The 18263-nt window shown below is 67.5% G+C and carries 16 protein-coding genes; 15 read left to right on the forward strand and 1 reads right to left on the reverse strand.

Going from position 1 to position 18263, the window contains the following annotated elements; genetic code table 11:
• Positions 1-30: 30 nt before the first annotated feature.
• From ABZ827_RS00805 to ruvB, 5 genes are all read left to right on the forward strand, one after another.
• Positions 31-786 carry a YebC/PmpR family DNA-binding transcriptional regulator gene (locus tag ABZ827_RS00805; RefSeq protein WP_357230815.1) on the forward strand — a complete coding sequence of 252 codons (756 nt, stop codon included), beginning with the start codon at positions 31-33 and terminating at the stop codon, positions 784-786.
• A gap of 91 nt (positions 787-877) precedes the next feature.
• Positions 878-1402 (forward strand): O-acetyl-ADP-ribose deacetylase, encoded by a 525-nt coding sequence (locus tag ABZ827_RS00810; RefSeq protein ID WP_357230817.1) that lies wholly within the window; start codon positions 878-880, stop codon positions 1400-1402.
• A 94-nt stretch (positions 1403-1496) separates the two neighbouring features.
• Positions 1497-2066 (forward strand): crossover junction endodeoxyribonuclease RuvC, encoded by a 570-nt coding sequence (ruvC, locus tag ABZ827_RS00815; protein ID WP_357230820.1) that lies wholly within the window; start codon positions 1497-1499, stop codon positions 2064-2066.
• Complete coding sequence (gene ruvA, locus ABZ827_RS00820) at positions 2063-2659, forward strand: Holliday junction branch migration protein RuvA (protein WP_357230823.1); 597 nt, start codon at positions 2063-2065, stop codon at positions 2657-2659. Before ruvC ends, ruvA begins: the two co-directional genes overlap by 4 nt.
• 90 nt (positions 2660-2749) lie before the next feature.
• Positions 2750-3838, forward strand: a complete 1089-nt coding sequence (gene ruvB / locus ABZ827_RS00825) for a Holliday junction branch migration DNA helicase RuvB (RefSeq protein ID WP_357230826.1) — start codon at positions 2750-2752, stop codon at positions 3836-3838.
• A 5-nt stretch (positions 3839-3843) separates the two neighbouring features.
• Here ruvB and ABZ827_RS00830 read toward each other — a convergent pair whose 3' ends face one another.
• Positions 3844-4089 carry a DivIVA domain-containing protein gene (locus tag ABZ827_RS00830; protein ID WP_357230829.1) on the reverse strand — a complete coding sequence of 82 codons (246 nt, stop codon included), beginning with the start codon at positions 4087-4089 and terminating at the stop codon, positions 3844-3846.
• 157 nt (positions 4090-4246) lie between these two features.
• On the opposite strand from ABZ827_RS00830, the gene yajC reads away from it, so the two are divergent.
• The 10 genes from yajC to ABZ827_RS00880 all read left to right on the forward strand — a co-directional run bounded on the left by yajC (position 4247) and on the right by ABZ827_RS00880 (position 18162).
• On the forward strand, positions 4247-4624 hold the full coding sequence (yajC, locus tag ABZ827_RS00835; RefSeq protein WP_357230832.1) for a preprotein translocase subunit YajC: 378 nt from the start codon (positions 4247-4249) through the stop codon (positions 4622-4624).
• 102 nt (positions 4625-4726) lie between these two features.
• On the forward strand, positions 4727-6589 hold the full coding sequence (secD, locus tag ABZ827_RS00840) for a protein translocase subunit SecD (protein WP_357230835.1): 1863 nt from the start codon (positions 4727-4729) through the stop codon (positions 6587-6589).
• Between the two features lie 2 nt (positions 6590-6591).
• Positions 6592-7785, forward strand: coding sequence for a protein translocase subunit SecF (secF, locus tag ABZ827_RS00845; protein ID WP_357230838.1), 1194 nt, complete (start codon positions 6592-6594; stop codon positions 7783-7785).
• A gap of 20 nt (positions 7786-7805) precedes the next feature.
• A complete protein-coding gene (locus tag ABZ827_RS00850) occupies positions 7806-9491 on the forward strand; it encodes an ABC transporter substrate-binding protein (protein WP_357230841.1) in 1686 nt (561 codons plus the stop codon).
• Positions 9492-9519: 28 nt separating this feature from the next.
• Positions 9520-10092 carry an adenine phosphoribosyltransferase gene (locus ABZ827_RS00855; RefSeq protein ID WP_357230844.1) on the forward strand — a complete coding sequence of 191 codons (573 nt, stop codon included), beginning with the start codon at positions 9520-9522 and terminating at the stop codon, positions 10090-10092.
• A gap of 172 nt (positions 10093-10264) precedes the next feature.
• A complete protein-coding gene (locus tag ABZ827_RS00860) occupies positions 10265-11842 on the forward strand; it encodes an ATP-binding cassette domain-containing protein (RefSeq protein WP_357230848.1) in 1578 nt (525 codons plus the stop codon).
• Positions 11843-12017: 175 nt separating this feature from the next.
• A complete protein-coding gene (locus ABZ827_RS00865; protein ID WP_357230851.1) occupies positions 12018-14408 on the forward strand; it encodes a RelA/SpoT family protein in 2391 nt (796 codons plus the stop codon).
• Between the two features lie 246 nt (positions 14409-14654).
• Positions 14655-16304: a cutinase family protein gene (locus ABZ827_RS00870; RefSeq protein ID WP_357230853.1), complete on the forward strand. Its 1650-nt coding sequence runs from the start codon at positions 14655-14657 to the stop codon at positions 16302-16304.
• 57 nt (positions 16305-16361) lie between these two features.
• A complete protein-coding gene (locus ABZ827_RS00875; protein WP_357230856.1) occupies positions 16362-17279 on the forward strand; it encodes a hypothetical protein in 918 nt (305 codons plus the stop codon).
• Positions 17280-17292: 13 nt separating this feature from the next.
• Positions 17293-18162, forward strand: a complete 870-nt coding sequence (locus tag ABZ827_RS00880) for a hypothetical protein (protein WP_357230859.1) — start codon at positions 17293-17295, stop codon at positions 18160-18162.
• Positions 18163-18263: the final 101 nt, after the last annotated feature.

The following is an 18263-nucleotide window of genomic DNA, read 5'->3' on the forward strand; positions in this document are numbered from 1 at the left end:
GACCTGCCATCGACCTGAAGGAAGTAGGGAATGAGCGGCCACTCCAAATGGGCCACCACCAAGCACAAAAAGGCGGCGATCGATGCGAAGCGTGGCAAGCTGTTCGCCAAGCTGATCAAGAACATCGAGGTGGCGGCCCGGACCGGTGGTGGCGATCCGGAAGGTAACCCGACCCTGTTCGACGCCATCCAGAAGGCGAAGAAATCCTCGGTCCCCAACGACAATATCGAGCGGGCACGTAAACGCGGCGGGGGCGAGGAAGCCGGCGGCGCCGACTGGCAGACGATCATGTACGAGGGTTACGGCCCCAACGGTGTCGCCGTTCTGATCGAATGTCTCACCGACAACCGCAACCGGGCGGCGGGTGAGGTCCGGGTCGCGATGACCCGCAACGGCGGGAATATGGCCGATCCGGGTTCGGTGGCCTACCTGTTCCATCGCAAGGGCATCGTCACGCTGGAGAAGAACGGCCTCTCCGAAGACGATGTACTGCTGGCGGTGCTCGACGCGGGAGCCGAAGAGGTCAGCGATCTCGGTGAATCGTTCGAGGTCATCAGCGAACCCGGTGATCTGGTCGCGGTGCGGTCGGCCCTGCAGGCGGCCGGTATCGACTACGACTCCGCCGAATCCGGCTTCCAGCCGTCGGTGAGTGTCGCGGTCGATGTCGAGGGTGCCCGCAAGGTGTTCAAGCTGGTCGACGCGCTGGAGGACAGCGACGACGTCCAGAACGTGTACACCAATGTCGATCTCTCCGACGAGGTACTCGCCGAACTGGACGAGGACTAGGGCTCAGCTGTCCGGTCGCATCAAGGTCTCGATCGGGTGAGCGAGCGTGTGCCACCCGGGACGGATCGGGTCGCGGTTGCACAATGACGGCATGGTGGCTGTGACTGTCGTCCGCGGAGATATCACCGAACAAGAGGTCGACGCGGTGGTGAATGCCGCGAACTCCGAGCTGCTCGGCGGTGGCGGGGTGGACGGCGCCATTCACCGCCGCGGCGGCCCCGCGATCCTGGCGGAATGCCGGCGGCTGCGGGACACCGAGTATCCCCGGGGGCTGCCCACCGGTGGGGCCGTCGCCACCACCGCCGGCGAGCTACCGGCCCGCTGGGTCATCCATACCGTCGGCCCGGTGTGGTCGGCGCGTGGTGACCGCGCAGCGCAGCTCGCACCCCTGCTGGCGTCGTGCTACCGCGAATCCCTGCGGGTCGCCGACGAGCTCGGTGCCCGCACCGTCGCCTTCCCGGCGATTTCCACGGGTGCCTACCGCTGGCCCATGGACGACGCCGCCCGCATCGCCGTCGATACTGTCCGGGAACACTCGACCGTGGTCGAGGAAGTGCGGTTCGTGCTGTACGACGCCACCGCGTACGACATCTTCGCCGACCGGTTGAGGCAGTAACCGCGCCGGTACCGCGGCCCGTGTCATTGGTGCCGGGAAACAGCGGCCTGCACTAGACTTCGAACAACTGTTCGTTCTGGGAAAGGTTGTGCGGGTGCGGGTGATGGGCGTCGATCCCGGGCTCACCCGGTGCGGGCTGAGCATGGTCGACGGGGGAGCGGGACGTAGCGTCCGCGCCGTCGCGGTCGATGTGGTGCGAACCCCGCCCGATATGGATCTGGCTCAGCGGCTGGTGCGGATCGCGGATGCCGCCGAGGAGTGGATGGGCGCCCACCGGCCCGAAGTGGTGGCGATCGAACGGGTTTTCGCCCAGCACAATGTGCGGACCGCCATGGGTACCGCGCAGGCCGGGGGAGTCATCGCTCTCGCGGCCGCCCGGCGCGATATCCCGGTGATGTTCCATACTCCCAGTGAGGTGAAGGCCGCCGTCACCGGCAACGGTGGCGCGGACAAGAAACAGGTGACCGCTATGGTCACCCGGATCCTCGGGCTCGCGTCGCCACCGAAACCGGCGGACGCCGCCGACGCGCTGGCGCTCGCCATCTGCCACTGCTGGCGGGCGCCGCTGATCGCGCGGATGGCCGAAGCTGAGGCAGCGGCCGAGCGAGCCCGCCGGCAGTACACCGAACGACTGGCACAGCAGCGGAAGGCGGTGCGCGGGTGATCGCGTCCCTACGCGGCGAGGTTGTCGAACTCGCCCTCGACCATGTGGTTCTCGAAGCGGCCGGGGTCGGCTACCAACTCAACGCCACACCTGCCACGCTGGCCGGTCTCACCCGCGGCGAACAGGCCCGCCTCTACACCGCGCTGATCGTGCGCGAGGATTCGATGACCCTGTTCGGGTTCGCCGATACCGAGGCCCGCGATCTGTTCGGCCTGCTGCAGACGGTATCCGGAGTAGGTCCCCGGCTGGCGATGGCGGTGCTCGCGGTGCTGGAACCCGAATCGCTGCGTAAAGCGCTGGCCGCCGGTGATATCGCGGCACTCACCCGGGTGCCGGGTATCGGTAAACGGGGAGCCGAACGGATGGTCGTGGAGTTACGGGACAAGGTGAATCTCGTGCCGGTCCCCGCCGGCGCCCCGGGCGCCCCGGTGGCCGCCGTGCGCACCCCGGTCCGCGACCAGGTGGTGGAGGCCCTCACCGGCCTCGGCTTCCCGCTCAAACAGGCCGAACCGACGGTGGACGCGGTATTGACCGAGCAGCCCGGTGCCGATAATTCCACCGCGTTGCGCGCCGCGCTCGGAAGGCTGGCATGAGCGAGTCAGGCCCGGAGGCGGCAGCGAAGTGTAACCACGGAGGGCCCTCGCTTATGCCCATCGAACACAGCAAGAACCGTTAGGCCGGTCATGGATTACGACGACTCCCCGGATCAGGAGCAATCCCCCGTCAGCGCCGGTTACCTGGCCTCGGACGGCGATATCGAGTCCGGCCTGCGCCCCACCTCGCTGGACGGATTCATCGGCCAGCCGCGGGTACGGGAGCAACTCGGCCTCGTCTTGCGCGGTGCCCTGGCGCGCGGCGGCACCCCGGACCATATTCTGCTGTCCGGGCCGCCCGGCCTGGGCAAGACCAGCCTGGCGATGATCATCGCCGGCGAACTCGGCACCGCGCTGCGGATAACCTCCGGCCCGGCCCTGGAACGGTCCGGTGATCTGGCCGCCATGCTCAGCAATCTGGTCGCAGGCGATGTGCTGTTCATCGACGAGATCCATCGGATGGCCCGGCCGGCCGAGGAGATGCTGTATCTGGCGATGGAGGATTTCCGGGTCGACGTCGTGGTCGGCAAGGGGCCCGGGGCGACCTCCATACCGCTCGATATCGCCCCGTTCACCCTGGTCGGGGCGACCACACGATCGGGTGCGCTGACCGGTCCGCTGCGCGACCGGTTCGGGTTCACCGGGCATATGGATTTCTACGAACCGGCCGAGCTGCTGCTCATCGTCCAACGGTCCGCGCAGATCCTCGATGTGGATATCGACGCCGACGCGGCCGCCGAGATCGCCGGCCGGTCCCGCGGAACACCACGTATCGCCAACCGCCTGCTACGCCGGGTCCGTGATTATGCCGAGGTCCGGGCCGACGGCCGGATAACCCTCCGGGTCGCCCGCGCCGCCCTCGAGGTCTACGACGTCGATTCGCTGGGTTTGGACCGGCTGGATCGCGCGGTGCTCGGCGCGCTGGTTCGCGGATTCGGCGGCGGACCGGTCGGTGTCTCCACCCTCGCGGTCGCCGTCGGCGAAGAGGCCGCGACCGTGGAGGAAGTTTGCGAACCGTTCCTGGTGCGGGCCGGAATGGTGGCGCGAACTCCGCGCGGGCGGGTCGCCACCGCGGCCGCCTGGACCCATCTCGGTCTTACACCTCCACCGGACCTCTCGTTCGGCACTTTCGAGGTCCGCGGCCGGGAACCCCAGCCCACCCTCGACCTGTTCGAATGAGGCGGTCAGAATCCGAACTCGGCGCGGACCCGTTCCAGGAAAGCATCGACCTGGTCGGGGTGATAACCACGATTCAGCCGGCTGCCGCCCGCCCGGAACCCGCCCCGCAACTGATCCATGGTGAGGGTGGCCCGCCCGGCCAGGGCCGCGGCGATGTGGTCGAGGAGGTCGTCGACATCGTCTTCGCGATAACCACGACGGCCCCACGGCGCTCGGGTGAAGGTGATCCGATGAACATCGTCGGGCGTCATGACCCGATTATGGCGGTCGCCGGACCACTGTCCGGGCCGGTTCACGGCGGCCGGACACCCCCGTTTCGGGCGTGCGGGTGTGGCGCCGGACGAATGAACTGGCAGACTGTGTGCGTACCTGCCCCTCTCCTCACCAGATCAGGAACTGACTTCGACCATGGATTTCCTGTTTCCGCTCATACTGGTTGCCCTGCTCGTGCCGATGTTCCTCGGTATGCGCCGCCAGAAAAAAGAGGCCGACAAGGTCAGCCAGATGCAGGACAGCGTGAAGGTCGGTGACAAAGTCACCACCACCTCGGGCCTGTTCGGCACCGTGGTCGAGGTCGACGACACCACCATCGATCTGGAGATCGCCGAGGACGTTGTGACCACCTGGTTGCGTCAGGCGATCCGGGATGTACGCGCCGACGACGAGCTCGCCGACGACGACACCACCGGCGACGACGCCGTGGCGGAAGAGTCCACCGACTCGCCGGCCACGCCCGCCGCGGAGGAGACCCCGGCGCAGACCGAAACCCGGCTGACCAAAGACTGAATTCACGGCCCGGCCACCGGACCGGATATCCCGGGCGACCGGTGGCGTCGGCGTGTGCCGTGGCCGTTCCACCCAGAACTTCCGCCTAGGAGATGACGACCTGTGCCTCCGTCCCAGGGATCGGCGCATCAATACCGCTGGCTCGCCCTTTTCGGCGTGCTGGTGGCAGCGATCTATGCGCTGGTGTTCTTCACCGGTGACAAATCACCGACACCCAAACTCGGCATCGACCTGCAGGGCGGTACCCGGGTCACCCTGACCGCCCGGACACCGGACGGTAACCGGCCGAACCAGGACAGTCTCACCAAGGCGCAGGAAATCATCGAGAACCGTGTGAACGGGCTCGGCGTCTCCGGCTCCGAGGTGGTGATCGACGGGGACAACCTGGTGATCACGGTTCCGGGCGACGACAGCCAGCAGGCGCGCACACTGGCGACGACTGCGAAGCTCTACATCCGCCCGGTCCTTCAGGCGACTCCCGCTCCCGGCAGCCAGCAGGCTCCGGCCCCCGGGCAACCGGCCGTACCGTCCGCTCCCGGGATGCCGGCGGAGCCCGCCCCGGCCGAAGGAACCCCGCCGGCCGGTGACGGTGCGCCGCCGGCGCCGGAGCAGCAGGCTCCCGCTGTCGCGCCGGAACAGGCGCCGGAAGCTCCGGCTGCCGCGCCGGAGCAGCAGGCCCCGGATGCTCCTGCCACCGCGCCGGTCTCCGCCGATGAACTCGACGTCCAGCCGGCGCAGGCGCCCGGCACCCCGCTGCCCGAGCCGCCGGCACCGGGCGAGACCACCCCGGCACCGGCTCCCGGCGAACCCGCTCCGGGCGAACCGGCGCCGACGGACGAATCGCTGAGCCCGCAGGAGCAGACCCAAAAGGAGATCGAAGCGGCCAAGGCCATCCGGCAGAGCACCGATCCGACCATGCAGAAACTCGCCATGTCCGCGATGGACTGCTCCGCGCCCGATCCGCTGGCCGGTAACGACGATCCGAATCTGCCGCTGGTCACCTGCTCCACCGACGGCACCGAGGTCTTCCTGCTGGACAAGAGCCGGATCGACGGGCAGGAGATCGCCAACGCGAGCTCCGGGTTCAACCCCGAGCAGTCGCGGCACGAGATCAATCTCGAGTTCAAGGGCGGCGGCACCGATGCCTGGTCGGCACTGACCGGTGAATACGTGCAGCAGCGGGTCGCGTTCGTCCTCGACTCGGAAGTTGTCAGCGCCCCGGTGGTGCAGCAGGGTCCGCAGCTGGGCGGCCGCACTCAGATCTCGGGTAATTTCACCGCCTCCAGCGCTCAGGACCTGGCGAATACGCTGAAGTACGGTTCGCTGCCGCTGTCGTTCCAGACCTCGGAAGCCGAGACCGTATCCGCGACACTGGGCCTGACTTCACTGAAAGCGGGTCTGCTCGCCGGCGCGGTCGGTCTGGCCGTGGTGCTGCTGTACTGCCTGATCTACTACCGGATGCTGGGCTTCCTCACGGCGCTGTCGCTGATCGGGTCCGGTATCGCGGTCTACGGGATCATGGTGCTGCTCGGCCGGTGGATCGGGTTCACCCTGGACCTGGCGGGTATCGCGGGTCTGATCATCGGTATCGGTATGACCGCGGACTCGTTCGTGGTGTTCTTCGAACGCATCAAGGACGAGATACGCGAGGGACGAAGTTTCCGGTCCGCGGTACCGCGCGGCTGGCAGCGAGCCCGGAAGACCATTCTGTCCGGTAACGCCGTCAGTTTCATCGCGGCGGCAGTGCTCTACGTGCTGGCCGTCGGGCAGGTGCGCGGGTTCGCCTTCACCCTCGGACTGACCACCATTCTCGATGTCGTGGTGGTGTTCCTGGTGACGGCGCCGCTGGTACAGCTGGCCTCTCGGTCCAGCTTCTGGGCCAAGCCCTCGGTGAACGGGCTCGGCGCGATGCAGCAACTCGCCCGTGAACGCAAGGCGGCCGAAGCCGCGGTCGGGAAGGCGTGACGATGAACAGTCCCGTGACGATGGACAAAGACGCCTCGACGCGGCGTTCCGGCGCCGAGCACAGCTGGATGAACCGCCTGTACACCGGTACCGGCGTTCTCGATGTGATCGGTAATCGCCGCCGCTGGTACATGATCACCACGGCAATCGTGCTGATCTGCCTGCTCAGTATGGTGGTGCGCGGTTTCACCTTCGGTATCGATTTCGTCGGCGGATCCCGGATCCAGATGCCGGCCGCGGGGGCGACCACCGAACAGGTGGAGCAGGTGTACTCCGATGTGATCGGTTCGGATCCCGAATCGGTGCAGACCGTCGGCACCGGCGACAGCGCGACCATCCTGATCCGTTCGGAAACGCTGAACGCCGAAGAACTCGGCTCGCTGCAGTCCGAGTTGTTCGACAAGTTCCAGCCGACCGACGCGAGTGGCACGCCGAGCCGCAACGCGATCAGTGCCTCCGATGTCAGCGAGACCTGGGGCGGACAGATCACCCGTCAGGCGATCATCGCCTTGTTGGTGTTCCTGGTGATCGTGAGCGTCTACATCGGGTTCCGCTACGAACGCGATATGGCCATAGCCGCGCTGGCGGCACTGGTCTTCGACATGCTGGTGACCGCGGGTGTCTATTCGCTCGTCGGGTTCGAGGTGACGCCGGCGATGGTGATCGGCATGCTCACCATTCTGGGTTTCTCGCTCTACGATTCGGTCGTCGTCTTCGACAAGGTCGAGGAGAACACGCGCGGTGTGCTGCATACTTATCGGCGCACCTATGGCGAACAGGCCAACTTGGCGATCAATCAGACGTTGATGCGGTCGTTCAACACCACATTGATCGGTGCGCTGCCTATTATCGGGCTGATCGTGATCGCGGTATGGATGCTCGGTGTGGGCACTCTGCAGGATCTCGCGCTGGTACAGCTGGTCGGCACGGTGGTCGGCGCCTATTCGTCGATTTTCTTCGCCACCCCACTGCTGGTCTCGATCAAGGAACGCTGGGGTCCGGTCGCCGCGCACACCAGGAAGGTACGGGCGCGGCGGTCCGGTCAGGCTCCGGTTCCGGAGCGGCCCCGGCCGGCGCCCCGGCGTCGTCCGGGTGAGCCCGGTGCCGATCGTGATACGCAGGCTCCACGCAGGACAGGCGCCGCCGGGCCCGCGCCCGGCGCACGCCCCACCGGTAAACGACAAAGGCGGCACTGACATACGAGGGGTACGGTTCGATGCGACTGCCATATCTGCGCCGGACGATCGCGCTGCTCGCGGCCACCGCCGCTGCCGCCGGATTCGTGGCGGGATGTTCCGGTGAGGACCAGGTTCCGTCGATCGGGTACGCGGTCGATACCGCGGTCGCCAGCTACAACGGCGGCACGACGGCCGGAGCGGCCTCGGCGCAGGCCGTATTCGGCCGGGTACTGACCGGGTTCTTCTACACCGGACCCGACGGTCAACCGGTCGCCGACGGCGATACCGGCACCGCCAAGGAAGTACCGGGTGAGGCGCAGACGATCCAGTATCGGCTCAACCCCCAGGGCACCTATTCCGACGGTGTGCCCACCTCGTGCGACGATCTGGTGTTCACCTGGGCTGCCCGCAGCGGCCGGTTCCCGCGGTTCGATTCGGCGAGCACGGCCGGCTACGAGGATATCGAGCGGGTCGAATGCCAGCCGGGGTCCAAGGACGGCACCGTGGTGTTCCGGCCCGGGCGCCGGTATCTGCCCTGGCGTACGCTGTTCGGCGCCGGTGAGCTGATGCCCGCCCATGTGGCGGCCCAGGCGGCGAACGTTCCCGATATCGTCACCGCGGTCCAGAACGACGACCGCGCCGCGCTGGACCGGCTCGCGGACTTCTGGAACACCGGCTGGGATCTGGCGCCCGGCGATCTGGATATCACCCGGTTCCCGTCGTCGGGGCCTTACCGGATCGAATCCTTCGGACTCGAGGACGGACTCGTCCTGGTGGCCAACGAACGCTGGTGGGGTCAGGCACCCGCCACCGGCCGGATCGTGGTCTACCCCAAGCCGGCCGATCTGGCCGCCCGGATCGAGGACGGTTCGGCGTCCGTGGTGGATATCGGGGCGGGGTCGCTGCCCGAGACGAATCTGGATGCTTTCTCCGTCCAGAATGTACCGAGCCGCGGTATCGAACAAGTGGTACTCAATACCGGCGGGGTGTTCGAATCGGCTGCCGCGCGGCGTGCGTTCGCCCTGTGCGTCCCGCGGCAGGCGCTGTACGACCAGCTCGGCCGGTCCGCGGACGCACCGGAAGCCGGCGTGGGTGTGGGGACTTCGAATTCCCGGACATTGCAGCAGGATTCACCGTTCTATCCCGCCGCGACCGGTGCTTCGGGCCCCTTCGCCGCCGGCGATGTCGAGGGTGCGAAGGCGGCCCTCGCCGATGCCGGTAAGGATGGGATGGTCGTCCGGGTCGGTTATCTGGCCCCCGATGCCCGCCGCGCGCAGACCATCTCGATGATCGCCGATTCCTGCAAGGCGGCCGGAATCAGCGTTGAAGACGCCGGTACACCGGATTTCACACCGGTCCGACTGCGCGAGGGGGCGGTGGACGCCGTGCTCGGCGGCCCGGGCGGAGCTCCGGGGCCGGCCGGTTCGCTCGACGGTATCGCCGCGATCGGCGGTCTGCGCAGTGGTAGCGGCCTGAATATCGGGCAGTTCCGCAACGGCCGTTTCGACGGCATCACCGACCAGCTCGCGGGCGAGGACAATTCGACGAATCAGCTGAATCTGCTCACCGAGGCCGAGAACCTGCTGTGGGCACAGTTGCCGAGTGTCCCGCTGTTCGCGACGCCCCGCACCATCGCGTTCGCGGGCGGTCTGCAGAACGCCATCGCGGGGCCCACCCGCGCCGGCTCCGGCTGGAATATGGACCGGTGGGTGCTGCAGCGTTGAACCGCGGCGCGATGATGGAGGTGTTCCGATGAGCAAGCATGCGGCGGCCGAACCCGCTGATGTGGTTGCCGAACGCAGTGGTCAGGCCGCCGAGTTTGTCCGGCGCTACACCCGCTGGGCCGACGACTTCCCGGAGCCGGGTATCCGGTTCGCCGATCTCACCCCGGTTTTCGCCGATTCGGAGGGTTTCCGGGCAGTGGTCGACTGTCTGGCCGCCCTCGTTCCCGATGTGGATCTGGTCGCCGGGGTGGACGCCCGCGGTTTCCTCCTCGGCGCCGGAGTGGCCACCACCCTCGGTACGGGGGTGCTCGCGGTCCGCAAACGCGGCAAACTGCCGCCCCCGGTGATCACCCGGGAGTACAGCCTCGAATACGGGACGGCCGCGCTGGAGGTGCCCGCCACCGGTGTGGAGCTGGCGGGGCGCCGGGTGCTGCTGCTCGACGATGTGCTGGCCACCGGCGGCACACTGGCCGCGGCCGCGGATCTGTTCGCCGCGGCCGGCGCGCACGTGGCGGCCGCGGCTGTTGTCCTGGAGCTCGAGGCCCTGGGCGGGCGCGGCCGCCAGGGCGATTACCCGGTGACCTCGATCGTCACCGTCTGACCGATCCGCGCTGTGATCTCGGGCGAAATATCCTGGTACCGCGACCTGCGCTGGTGTAGCCTCGTCGAGGTCTTGTTCCCGGGGATCGGAGTTGCCGTTGCTCTCATGAGGTAGTCGCTCGTGCGGCCCGCGTTCTGCGCGCCGCGTTCGTATCGATACCTCAGGGGCAGCCGTGGCCGATATTTCGCTTTCCGATCTCTGTTTTTCCTGGCCGGATGGAACTCCGGTGTTCGACGGGCTCGATGCGGTCCTCGGACCGGGACATATCGGTATCGTCGGGTCCAATGGGACCGGAAAATCCACCCTCTTGCGCTTGCTGGCACGCGAACTGCGTCCGGCGCGCGGTTCGATCACCGTTTCCGGGCGGCTCGGCTATCTGCGGCAAGACCTCGGTCTCGCGGTAGGACAGCAGGTCGACGCGGTGCTCGGCATCGCGGACGTGCGAAACGCGCTGCACCGCATCGAATCCGGGACCGGTAGCGACGCCGATTTCGAACTGGTCGCGGACCGGTGGGATGTCGAGGAGCGCGCCGTGGCCCTGCTCGGCCGGCTCGGACTGGGCCGTATCGCCCGGTCGGCCGAACAGCTGGACCGCCGGCTGGCGACGCTGTCCGGCGGTGAGACCATTTTGCTCGGCCTGGTCGCCGAACTGCTCGGTGAACCGGAGGTACTGCTGCTCGACGAACCCACCAACAACCTCGATTCCGCGGCCCGAGCCCGGCTCTACGAAGTCGTCACGCAGTTCGGTGGGACGCTGCTGGTGGTCAGCCACGATCGTGAACTGCTGGACCGGATGGGCACCATCGCCGAACTGCGGGGTGGCCGCTTGCGGCTGTTCGGCGGGAACTACAGCGAGTACGAACGGACCGTCGAACAGGAACAGCAGGCGGCCCGGTCCGCTATCCGCGATGCCCGCAGCGATATGCGCAAACAGTCCCGGGAGCTGGTGGAAGCCCGGACGAAACTCGACCGCCGGCGGCGCTACGGACAGAAGATGTACGAGAACAAACGCGAACCGAAGATCGTGATGGGTCAGCGTAAACGGCAGGCCGAGGTCTCGGCGGGCAAACTGCGCAACAGCCATATCGAGAAGGTTCAGGATGCGAAGCAGCGGCTGGAACAGGCCGAGGAGTTGCTACGTGACGACCGTGAGATCCGCGTCGACCTGCCGGAGACCCGCGTGTACCCGGGGCAGGAGGTGGTCTCCTTGGAAGCGGTGACACTGGCCAACGGCCCGGTTGTCTCACTGGCCGTCGACGGGCCCGAGCGGTTGGCGATCACCGGGCGCAACGGCGCGGGAAAAACGACCCTGCTGCGGCGGATCACGGCCGAACCGCCGCGCGTGCCGTGGCGGATGCTGCCGCAGCGGCTCGATATCTTCGAGGAGCGCCGCAGCGTATTCGACAATGTCGCGGCAGGTGCGCCGCATGCCGACCCGGAGCGTATCCGCGCGCAGCTCGCGCGCTTCCTGTTCCGCGGCCCGGCCGCCGATATCCCCGCGGCGGCACTATCCGGCGGCGAGCGTCTGCGGGCGGCACTGGCGATGCTGCTCCTCGCCGAGCCGGCGCCCAAACTGCTGATCCTCGACGAACCCACCAACAATCTGGATCTCGTCAGCCTGGGGCATCTCACGCAGGCGGTGGCGGCGTTCGAGGGCGCGCTGCTGGTGGTGAGTCACGATCAGCACTTCCTGGCCGGAATCGGAATCGCCCGGCGGTTGGAACTGACTCGGGATGGGCTGGCCGGATGAAGCGAAGCCCGCCCGCAGCGGGAAGGTGGAGGTCGAATACGGTGTTGTACCGGGTGCACCTGCGTATCGATAGGTGTCGATGGTGTTGCTGTGGGGTTTCCCGCACTGCTGTGGGGTCTAAAGTTGGTGTTCTGAAGCGTTGCGGTGTTCCGCCGCGGCACGGAGAGGTGGTGGCATGACTCAGCATCTGGGCGAGGCGAATGTCGAGAAGACATCGGGATCGCAGTCCAACGGTGCCGGGACCTCCGCCTCCCCAGCGGGTACGCGGTCGGGTGGCACCGATCCGGAGCCCCGTACCTCGGGTGCGGTACCCACTTCGGCCTCCCGGCGGGTACGGGCGCGGCTGGCCCGGCGGATGACCGGTCAGCGCGGGATTCCCGCGGTGAAGCCGGTGCTCGAACCCTTGGCCACGGTGCACCGCGAGCTGTATCCGAAGGCGAACCTGACCCAGTTGCAGCGGGCCTTCGATGTTGCCGACGAACGTCATGCCACCCAGTTCCGCAAATCCGGCGACCCCTACATCACCCATCCGCTGGCGGTCGCGAATATCCTCGCCGAGCTGGGGATGGATACCACCACCCTGGTGGCGGCCCTGCTGCACGACACCGTCGAGGACACCGGATACACGCTGGAGCAGCTGACCGCCGAATTCGGGCCCGAGGTCGCCCATCTGGTCGACGGTGTCACCAAGCTCGACAAGGTGAATCTGGGTGCGGCCGCGGAGGCCGAGACCATCCGCAAGATGATCATCGCGATGGCCCGTGACCCGCGCGTACTGGTGATCAAGGTGGCCGACCGGCTGCACAATATGCGGACCATGCGGTTCCTGCCGCCGGAGAAACAGGCCAAGAAGGCCCGCGAAACCCTGGAGGTGATCGCACCGCTGGCGCACCGGCTGGGTATGGCCACCGTCAAATGGGAGCTCGAGGATCTCGCGTTCGCGATCCTGCATCCCAAGAAATACGACGAGATCGTTCGTTTGGTCGCCGACCGGGCACCGTCACGTGACACTTACCTGGCCAAAGTTCGAGCGGAGATCGTCAACACCCTGGCTGCCTCCCGGATCCCCGCGACTGTGGAGGGCCGGCCCAAGCACTACTGGTCGATCTATCAGAAGATGATCGTCAAGGGTAAGGACTTCGACGATATCCACGATCTGGTGGGTATCCGCATCCTCTGCGACGAGGTCCGCGACTGCTACGCCGCCGTCGGCGTGGTGCACTCGCTGTGGCAGCCGATGGCCGGCCGGTTCAAGGATTACATCGCGCAGCCCCGGTACGGGGTGTACCAGTCGCTGCACACCACCGTGGTGGGCCCGGACGGCAAACCGCTCGAGGTGCAGATCCGTACCCACGATATGCACCGCACCGCCGAGTTCGGTATCGCCGCGCACTGGCGCTACAAGGAGACCAAGGGCCGCCACTCCGGTGACTCCGCCGAGGTCGACGATATGGCGTGGATGCGGCAGCTGCTGGACTGGCAGCGGGAGGCCGCGGACCCGGCCGAATTCCTGGAATCGCTGCGGTTCGACCTCAAGGCCCCGGAGATCTTCGTCTTCACCCCGAAGGGGGATGTGATCACGCTGCCGCAGAAGTCGACGCCGGTCGATTTCGCGTACGCGGTGCATACCGAGGTCGGGCACAAATGTATCGGTGCCCGGGTGAACGGCCGGTTGGTCGCCCTGGAGCGGCAGCTGGAGAACGGTGAGGTCGTCGAGGTTTTCACCTCCAAGGCGCCCAATGCCGGACCCAGTCGCGACTGGCAGGGTTTCGTGGTCTCCCCGCGGGCGAAGGCCAAGATCCGGCAGTGGTTCGCCAAGGAACGCCGGGAAGAGGCGCTGGAGAACGGCAAGGAGCAGATCAACAAGGAGGTCAAGCGCGTCGGGCTGCCGCTGCAGCGGTTGATGAACGTCGACGCGATGAACGCTGTCGCGCACGAACTGCACTACAGCGATATCTCCATGCTCTACACCGCGGTGGGTGAGCACCAGGTCTCCGCGCATCATGTGGTCCAGCGGCTCATGGCGCAGCTGGGCGGTATCGGCGATGTGGAGAACGAACTCGCCGAACGCTCCACGCCGTCCACCACTCCGTCGCGGCAGCGGCTCAGCGGTGACGCCGGTGTGCTGATCCCCGGTGCCGAGGGCACCGTGGCGAAACTGGCGAAATGCTGCACCCCGGTTCCGGGGGACGAGATCCTGGGATTCGTCACCCGCGGTGGTGCGGTGAGTGTCCACCGGGTGGATTGCACCAACGCCGATTCGCTGCAGGCGCAGTCGGAACGGATCATCGAGGTGGAATGGGCGCCGTCGCCGCATTCGATATTCCTGGTGGCGATCCAGATCGAGGCGCTGGATCGCGCCCGGCTGCTATCGGATGTCACCAAGGTCCTGGCCGATGAGAAGGTCAATATCCTGTCCGCGTCGGTAGCCACCCACGGCGACCGGGTGGCCATCAGCAAGTTCACCTTCGAGATGGGTGATCCGAAACATCTGGGCCACTTGCTGAATGTTGTCCGCAACGTCGAGGGCGTCTACGACGTCTACCGGGTGACCTCCGCCGCCTGAGCGGGCATCTGCCTTCGCTGAGTTCAGGGGCCTCGGCGGCCGTCTCGGAAACTCCGGAAGATTTGTAACATTCGGGCCGCGACGCGCCGTGTCGTATACGGGTCGCCCTGGCGGTTCGCCTAAACTCTTCGCCGCCCGAGCAGTCATAGCCGGAATCTGTTACCGTTTACTGCGTTTCGTCGCGCTCGGTAACTGCGGTATGAGTGATTGCGGGTCGCTATGGCTGGATGCAGAAGTTTCTCGGGGATGCTGATCGCACTCACCGTCGCTGTGGCGACCGTGTCGGCGGGTACTCTCACCGCCCCCGCATACGCTCAACCGCCGAATCCGGGGGGTCCCTCGTCCGGGGTATCGGTCACCGCGTGCCCGGCACTGTACGCGCTCGGAGTCCAGGGCACCGGCGAATCGTCGCCGGACGCCGCGCCCACCACCGATACCGGCATGCTGTCCACGGTCTTCCGGCCACTTATGGCCGCGATACCCGAAGAGGGTCTCGTGCAGCGCGCGTACGTGCCCTACGAGTCCAGTTTCGGTGGGATCGACGGCGGTAACGCGACACCGTACTCGGATTCGGTGAGCGGTGGCCTGATCCGGTTGCGCACCATGGCAACCGCGGTGGCGCAGCGCTGCCCCGAAACCAGGTTCGCCATCGTCGGGTATTCCCAGGGCGCCCACGTCGCTTCGGTGTTCGCGCAGGAAGTGGGGCAGGGGCAGGGGCCCCTGCCCGAGGACAAGATCGCGGCCGTCGCCCTGATCGGCGACCCCACCAGAACGCCGGGCGCCCCGCTGTTCCCCGGCGCCCCGGGGAAAGCGAACCCGGATCCGGTGCCCGGCACCGACGGCGGACAGACCGCCACTATCGCCGCGCTGCCCCAGGCGCCCGCCACCGGTGGTGGGATCGCCCCGAATCGGGATGCCGCCGAGGACTTCGGCGCGCTCACCGGCCGGGTGGCCAGCTTCTGCGCCGCGGGCGATCTCGCCTGCGATGTGCCCGAGGGCGCACCGATCCTGAAGGCGGTGGCCGGTGTCGTGGGGCAGGCCAAGCTCAGCGGCGGTGATCCCATCGCCTCGCTCGCCTCGGTGGCGCAGGCGCTCGCCTTCACCTCGATCAAAACGGCGACCAAGGTGGTCAACGAGGATGTTTCGGGCACCTCGCTGGCCAACCTGAACATATCGCCGAAGAAATCGATTTCCGAGCGGCTGGCCGACGCCGCCGATCCGCGTACCCCGCTGGATATTCCGGGTGCCATGCGGGCGCTGCTGAAGGTCGGCATGATCGGGCTGAACGCGGTGGTCACGGTGGTGCGAACGGTGCTGAACCCCACGGCGATCGCCGAACTCGCCACCGCCGGTCTGGCGAATCCGCCCGCGGCCCTGCTCATGCTGGGAGTCAAGCTGCTGGGCGCGATTCCGCAGCTCGTTCCGCCGACCACCGGTATCCGGCTGGTGAGTCAGGCTTTCAACGCCGTTGTCGACAATATCCAGGACAACCACGCACTTCTCGATACGACGACGTGGGTGCGGTACTGGGATACCATTCAGCGGCACCAGGCCTATGGCAACGCGGCCATATCGGCCACCGGTGAGGCGCCCACCAAATTCATCGCGGATTGGTTCGGCGCCGCGGCACGAGATCTCGCGAATACCTATGGCAGCGGTAACGCGCCGGTGTCCGAGGAGGCGGCACCGCCGGTCGGTAGCGCCCCCGGAGCCGGGTCACCGCCCCCGGGTGGATTCTTCGGGGCCGAGCCCGGCGCGTCGCCTGCGCCCGCTCCCTCCGGTACGGGACAATTCCCATTCGGGACAGGAGCCGACGGTGCCTCACAGGATCGGCCGTCGGCCGACCGGTCCGATATGCCCCCGACAACCGAAAACTACTCGTTCTCCGTGAACTGATCGCCGAGAGGGACCGATGATGCGATATCACGCGCCCGGCGCCACGGGAATGGGGGAATGTTGAAGTCCTACAAAAAACTCGATCGATGGTATGAACCGCTCGAACCCGAGGGGGACAGCGGTGCCCCGGACGGGTCGACCGGCACGTTCGAACCGGAGATCTCCGCGGAAACCTACGCCGCGGGTCCCGCCAGGTATCCCGACTATATCGCCGAGGCCGGTAGCGCGACCGCCGCGCCGGATCCGGCGCCCGCCGAGCTGTCCGGCCGGCGCAGCGAATTCACCGGCGGCTGGTCCGACTGGGTGGACGATCCGGCCGGTGAACGCGACGGTGACCTGCTCCGCCTGCCGTGGCCCGACGAGGACGAACTCGCCGAACCCGTGCGGATCGGCCGCACTCCCGGCCGGCCCCGTGATACCGCCGCCGACGGTAACGCCCGCCGGCGCCGCACATTCGGTGTGCTGATCGCCGCCGTGGCAGTACTGGCCATAGCCGCCGCGGTGGTTGTCTATCTGCTGGCGCCGGGTGCGCCACGGGCCGCCGGCCCCGATGACGGTGCCGGATTGCGCTTCACCTCCGGCAGCGTGGGTGCGGCACCCACGCCTGCGCACTGCCCGGACGAACAAGACGGTGCGACGGTGCGCGGTGCCGGCCCGGGCGGAACGGATTCCGGGCCGGCCGCGATCCTGCGTTTCCAATATGCCTATTACGTGGAACGTTCCGGTGCCGCCGCCCACGCGGTGGTGGCGCCCGGCGCCCCGGTATCCGCCGCCGAGGTCATCCAAGCGGGTATCGACAGCGTCGAACCCGGGACAGGACACTGCGTGCGCATCGTGACCGTGGCCGACGGGCAGTATTCCGTCGTGGTCACCGAGTACCGGCCAGGTGGCGAACCGGCTACCTACAACCGGCAGACCGTCACCACCGCGGTGATCGGCGGCCGCACCCTCATCACGGGTATAACGGCCGGGTAGAGGAGAGTGCAGGATGGGAGAGGATTGGAGCCGCTGGCTCGATACCGCACCGGATTCCGAGGGGGCGGACGAGGCGGACGGGACCGGGAAGGCATCGGTGGTGCGGTTGCGTGGCGGTAGCCGCGACCGTGCGCCCGGGGACGCCCGGCCGATCCTGGTGGTCGGTGGCTGCGGCGGCGCCGGAACCACCACAACCGCGCTGGGCCTGGCCGGTGAACTCGGACTCGCCGGAACGGCGACGGTCGCCGTGGACGCCACACCCGCCGGCGGCGATATCGCCTTGCGCGGTGCCGACGAACATCTGCACCCGATCAACCTGCAGCAGTGGCTGTACGGCCGCGGCGACGACGAACCGGCGCCGCTGAAGGACTGTATGTCGCGGGCCACTTCCGGGATCGGCCTGCTGTGGCGCGATGCCGCGCCGCTGCGCCGCCGGGCCAGTTATCTGACCGTCGCCCGTGCGGTGGACCAGGCGGGTTACATCGGAATCTTCGACGGTGGCAGCCCGATCGCCGGCCGGCAACTCCGGCCGCTGCTGGACGACGCGGATGTGGCCCTGGTGCTGTCTATTCCGGCGCGCAGTGATGCCGCGAACCGGCTGCGGGTGACCCTGGAGTGGCTGGACGACGAATACGGTGACCAGTCCGAGCCGATGGGCGGCGGAATCGTCGGGGACACCACGATCGTGGTCTCCCATCAGCAGCCGGGAGTCGATTCGCGGGTCGCGGATCATCTGCGGGAGCATCTGTCCGGCTGGGTCCGCGATATCGTCGAGGTGCCCTACGACCCACATCTGGCCCGTGGTGAACTGGTCCGTCATATCGCGCTGGCCGATGAGACCCGGCTGACCTACGAGCGGCTACTCGCCGGGGTGGCGTCATGATGCGGTACTGCGATACCTCCGCCTTCGCTGCGGCCTCCGCTGACCGCATGCGGCAATCAGGGGAGGCATCATGTTGCGATACCTCCGCCTTCGCTGCGGCC

It is taken from the genome of Nocardia sp. NPDC019395, from assembly GCF_040632335.1.
GTDB lineage: Bacteria > Actinomycetota > Actinomycetes > Mycobacteriales > Mycobacteriaceae > Nocardia.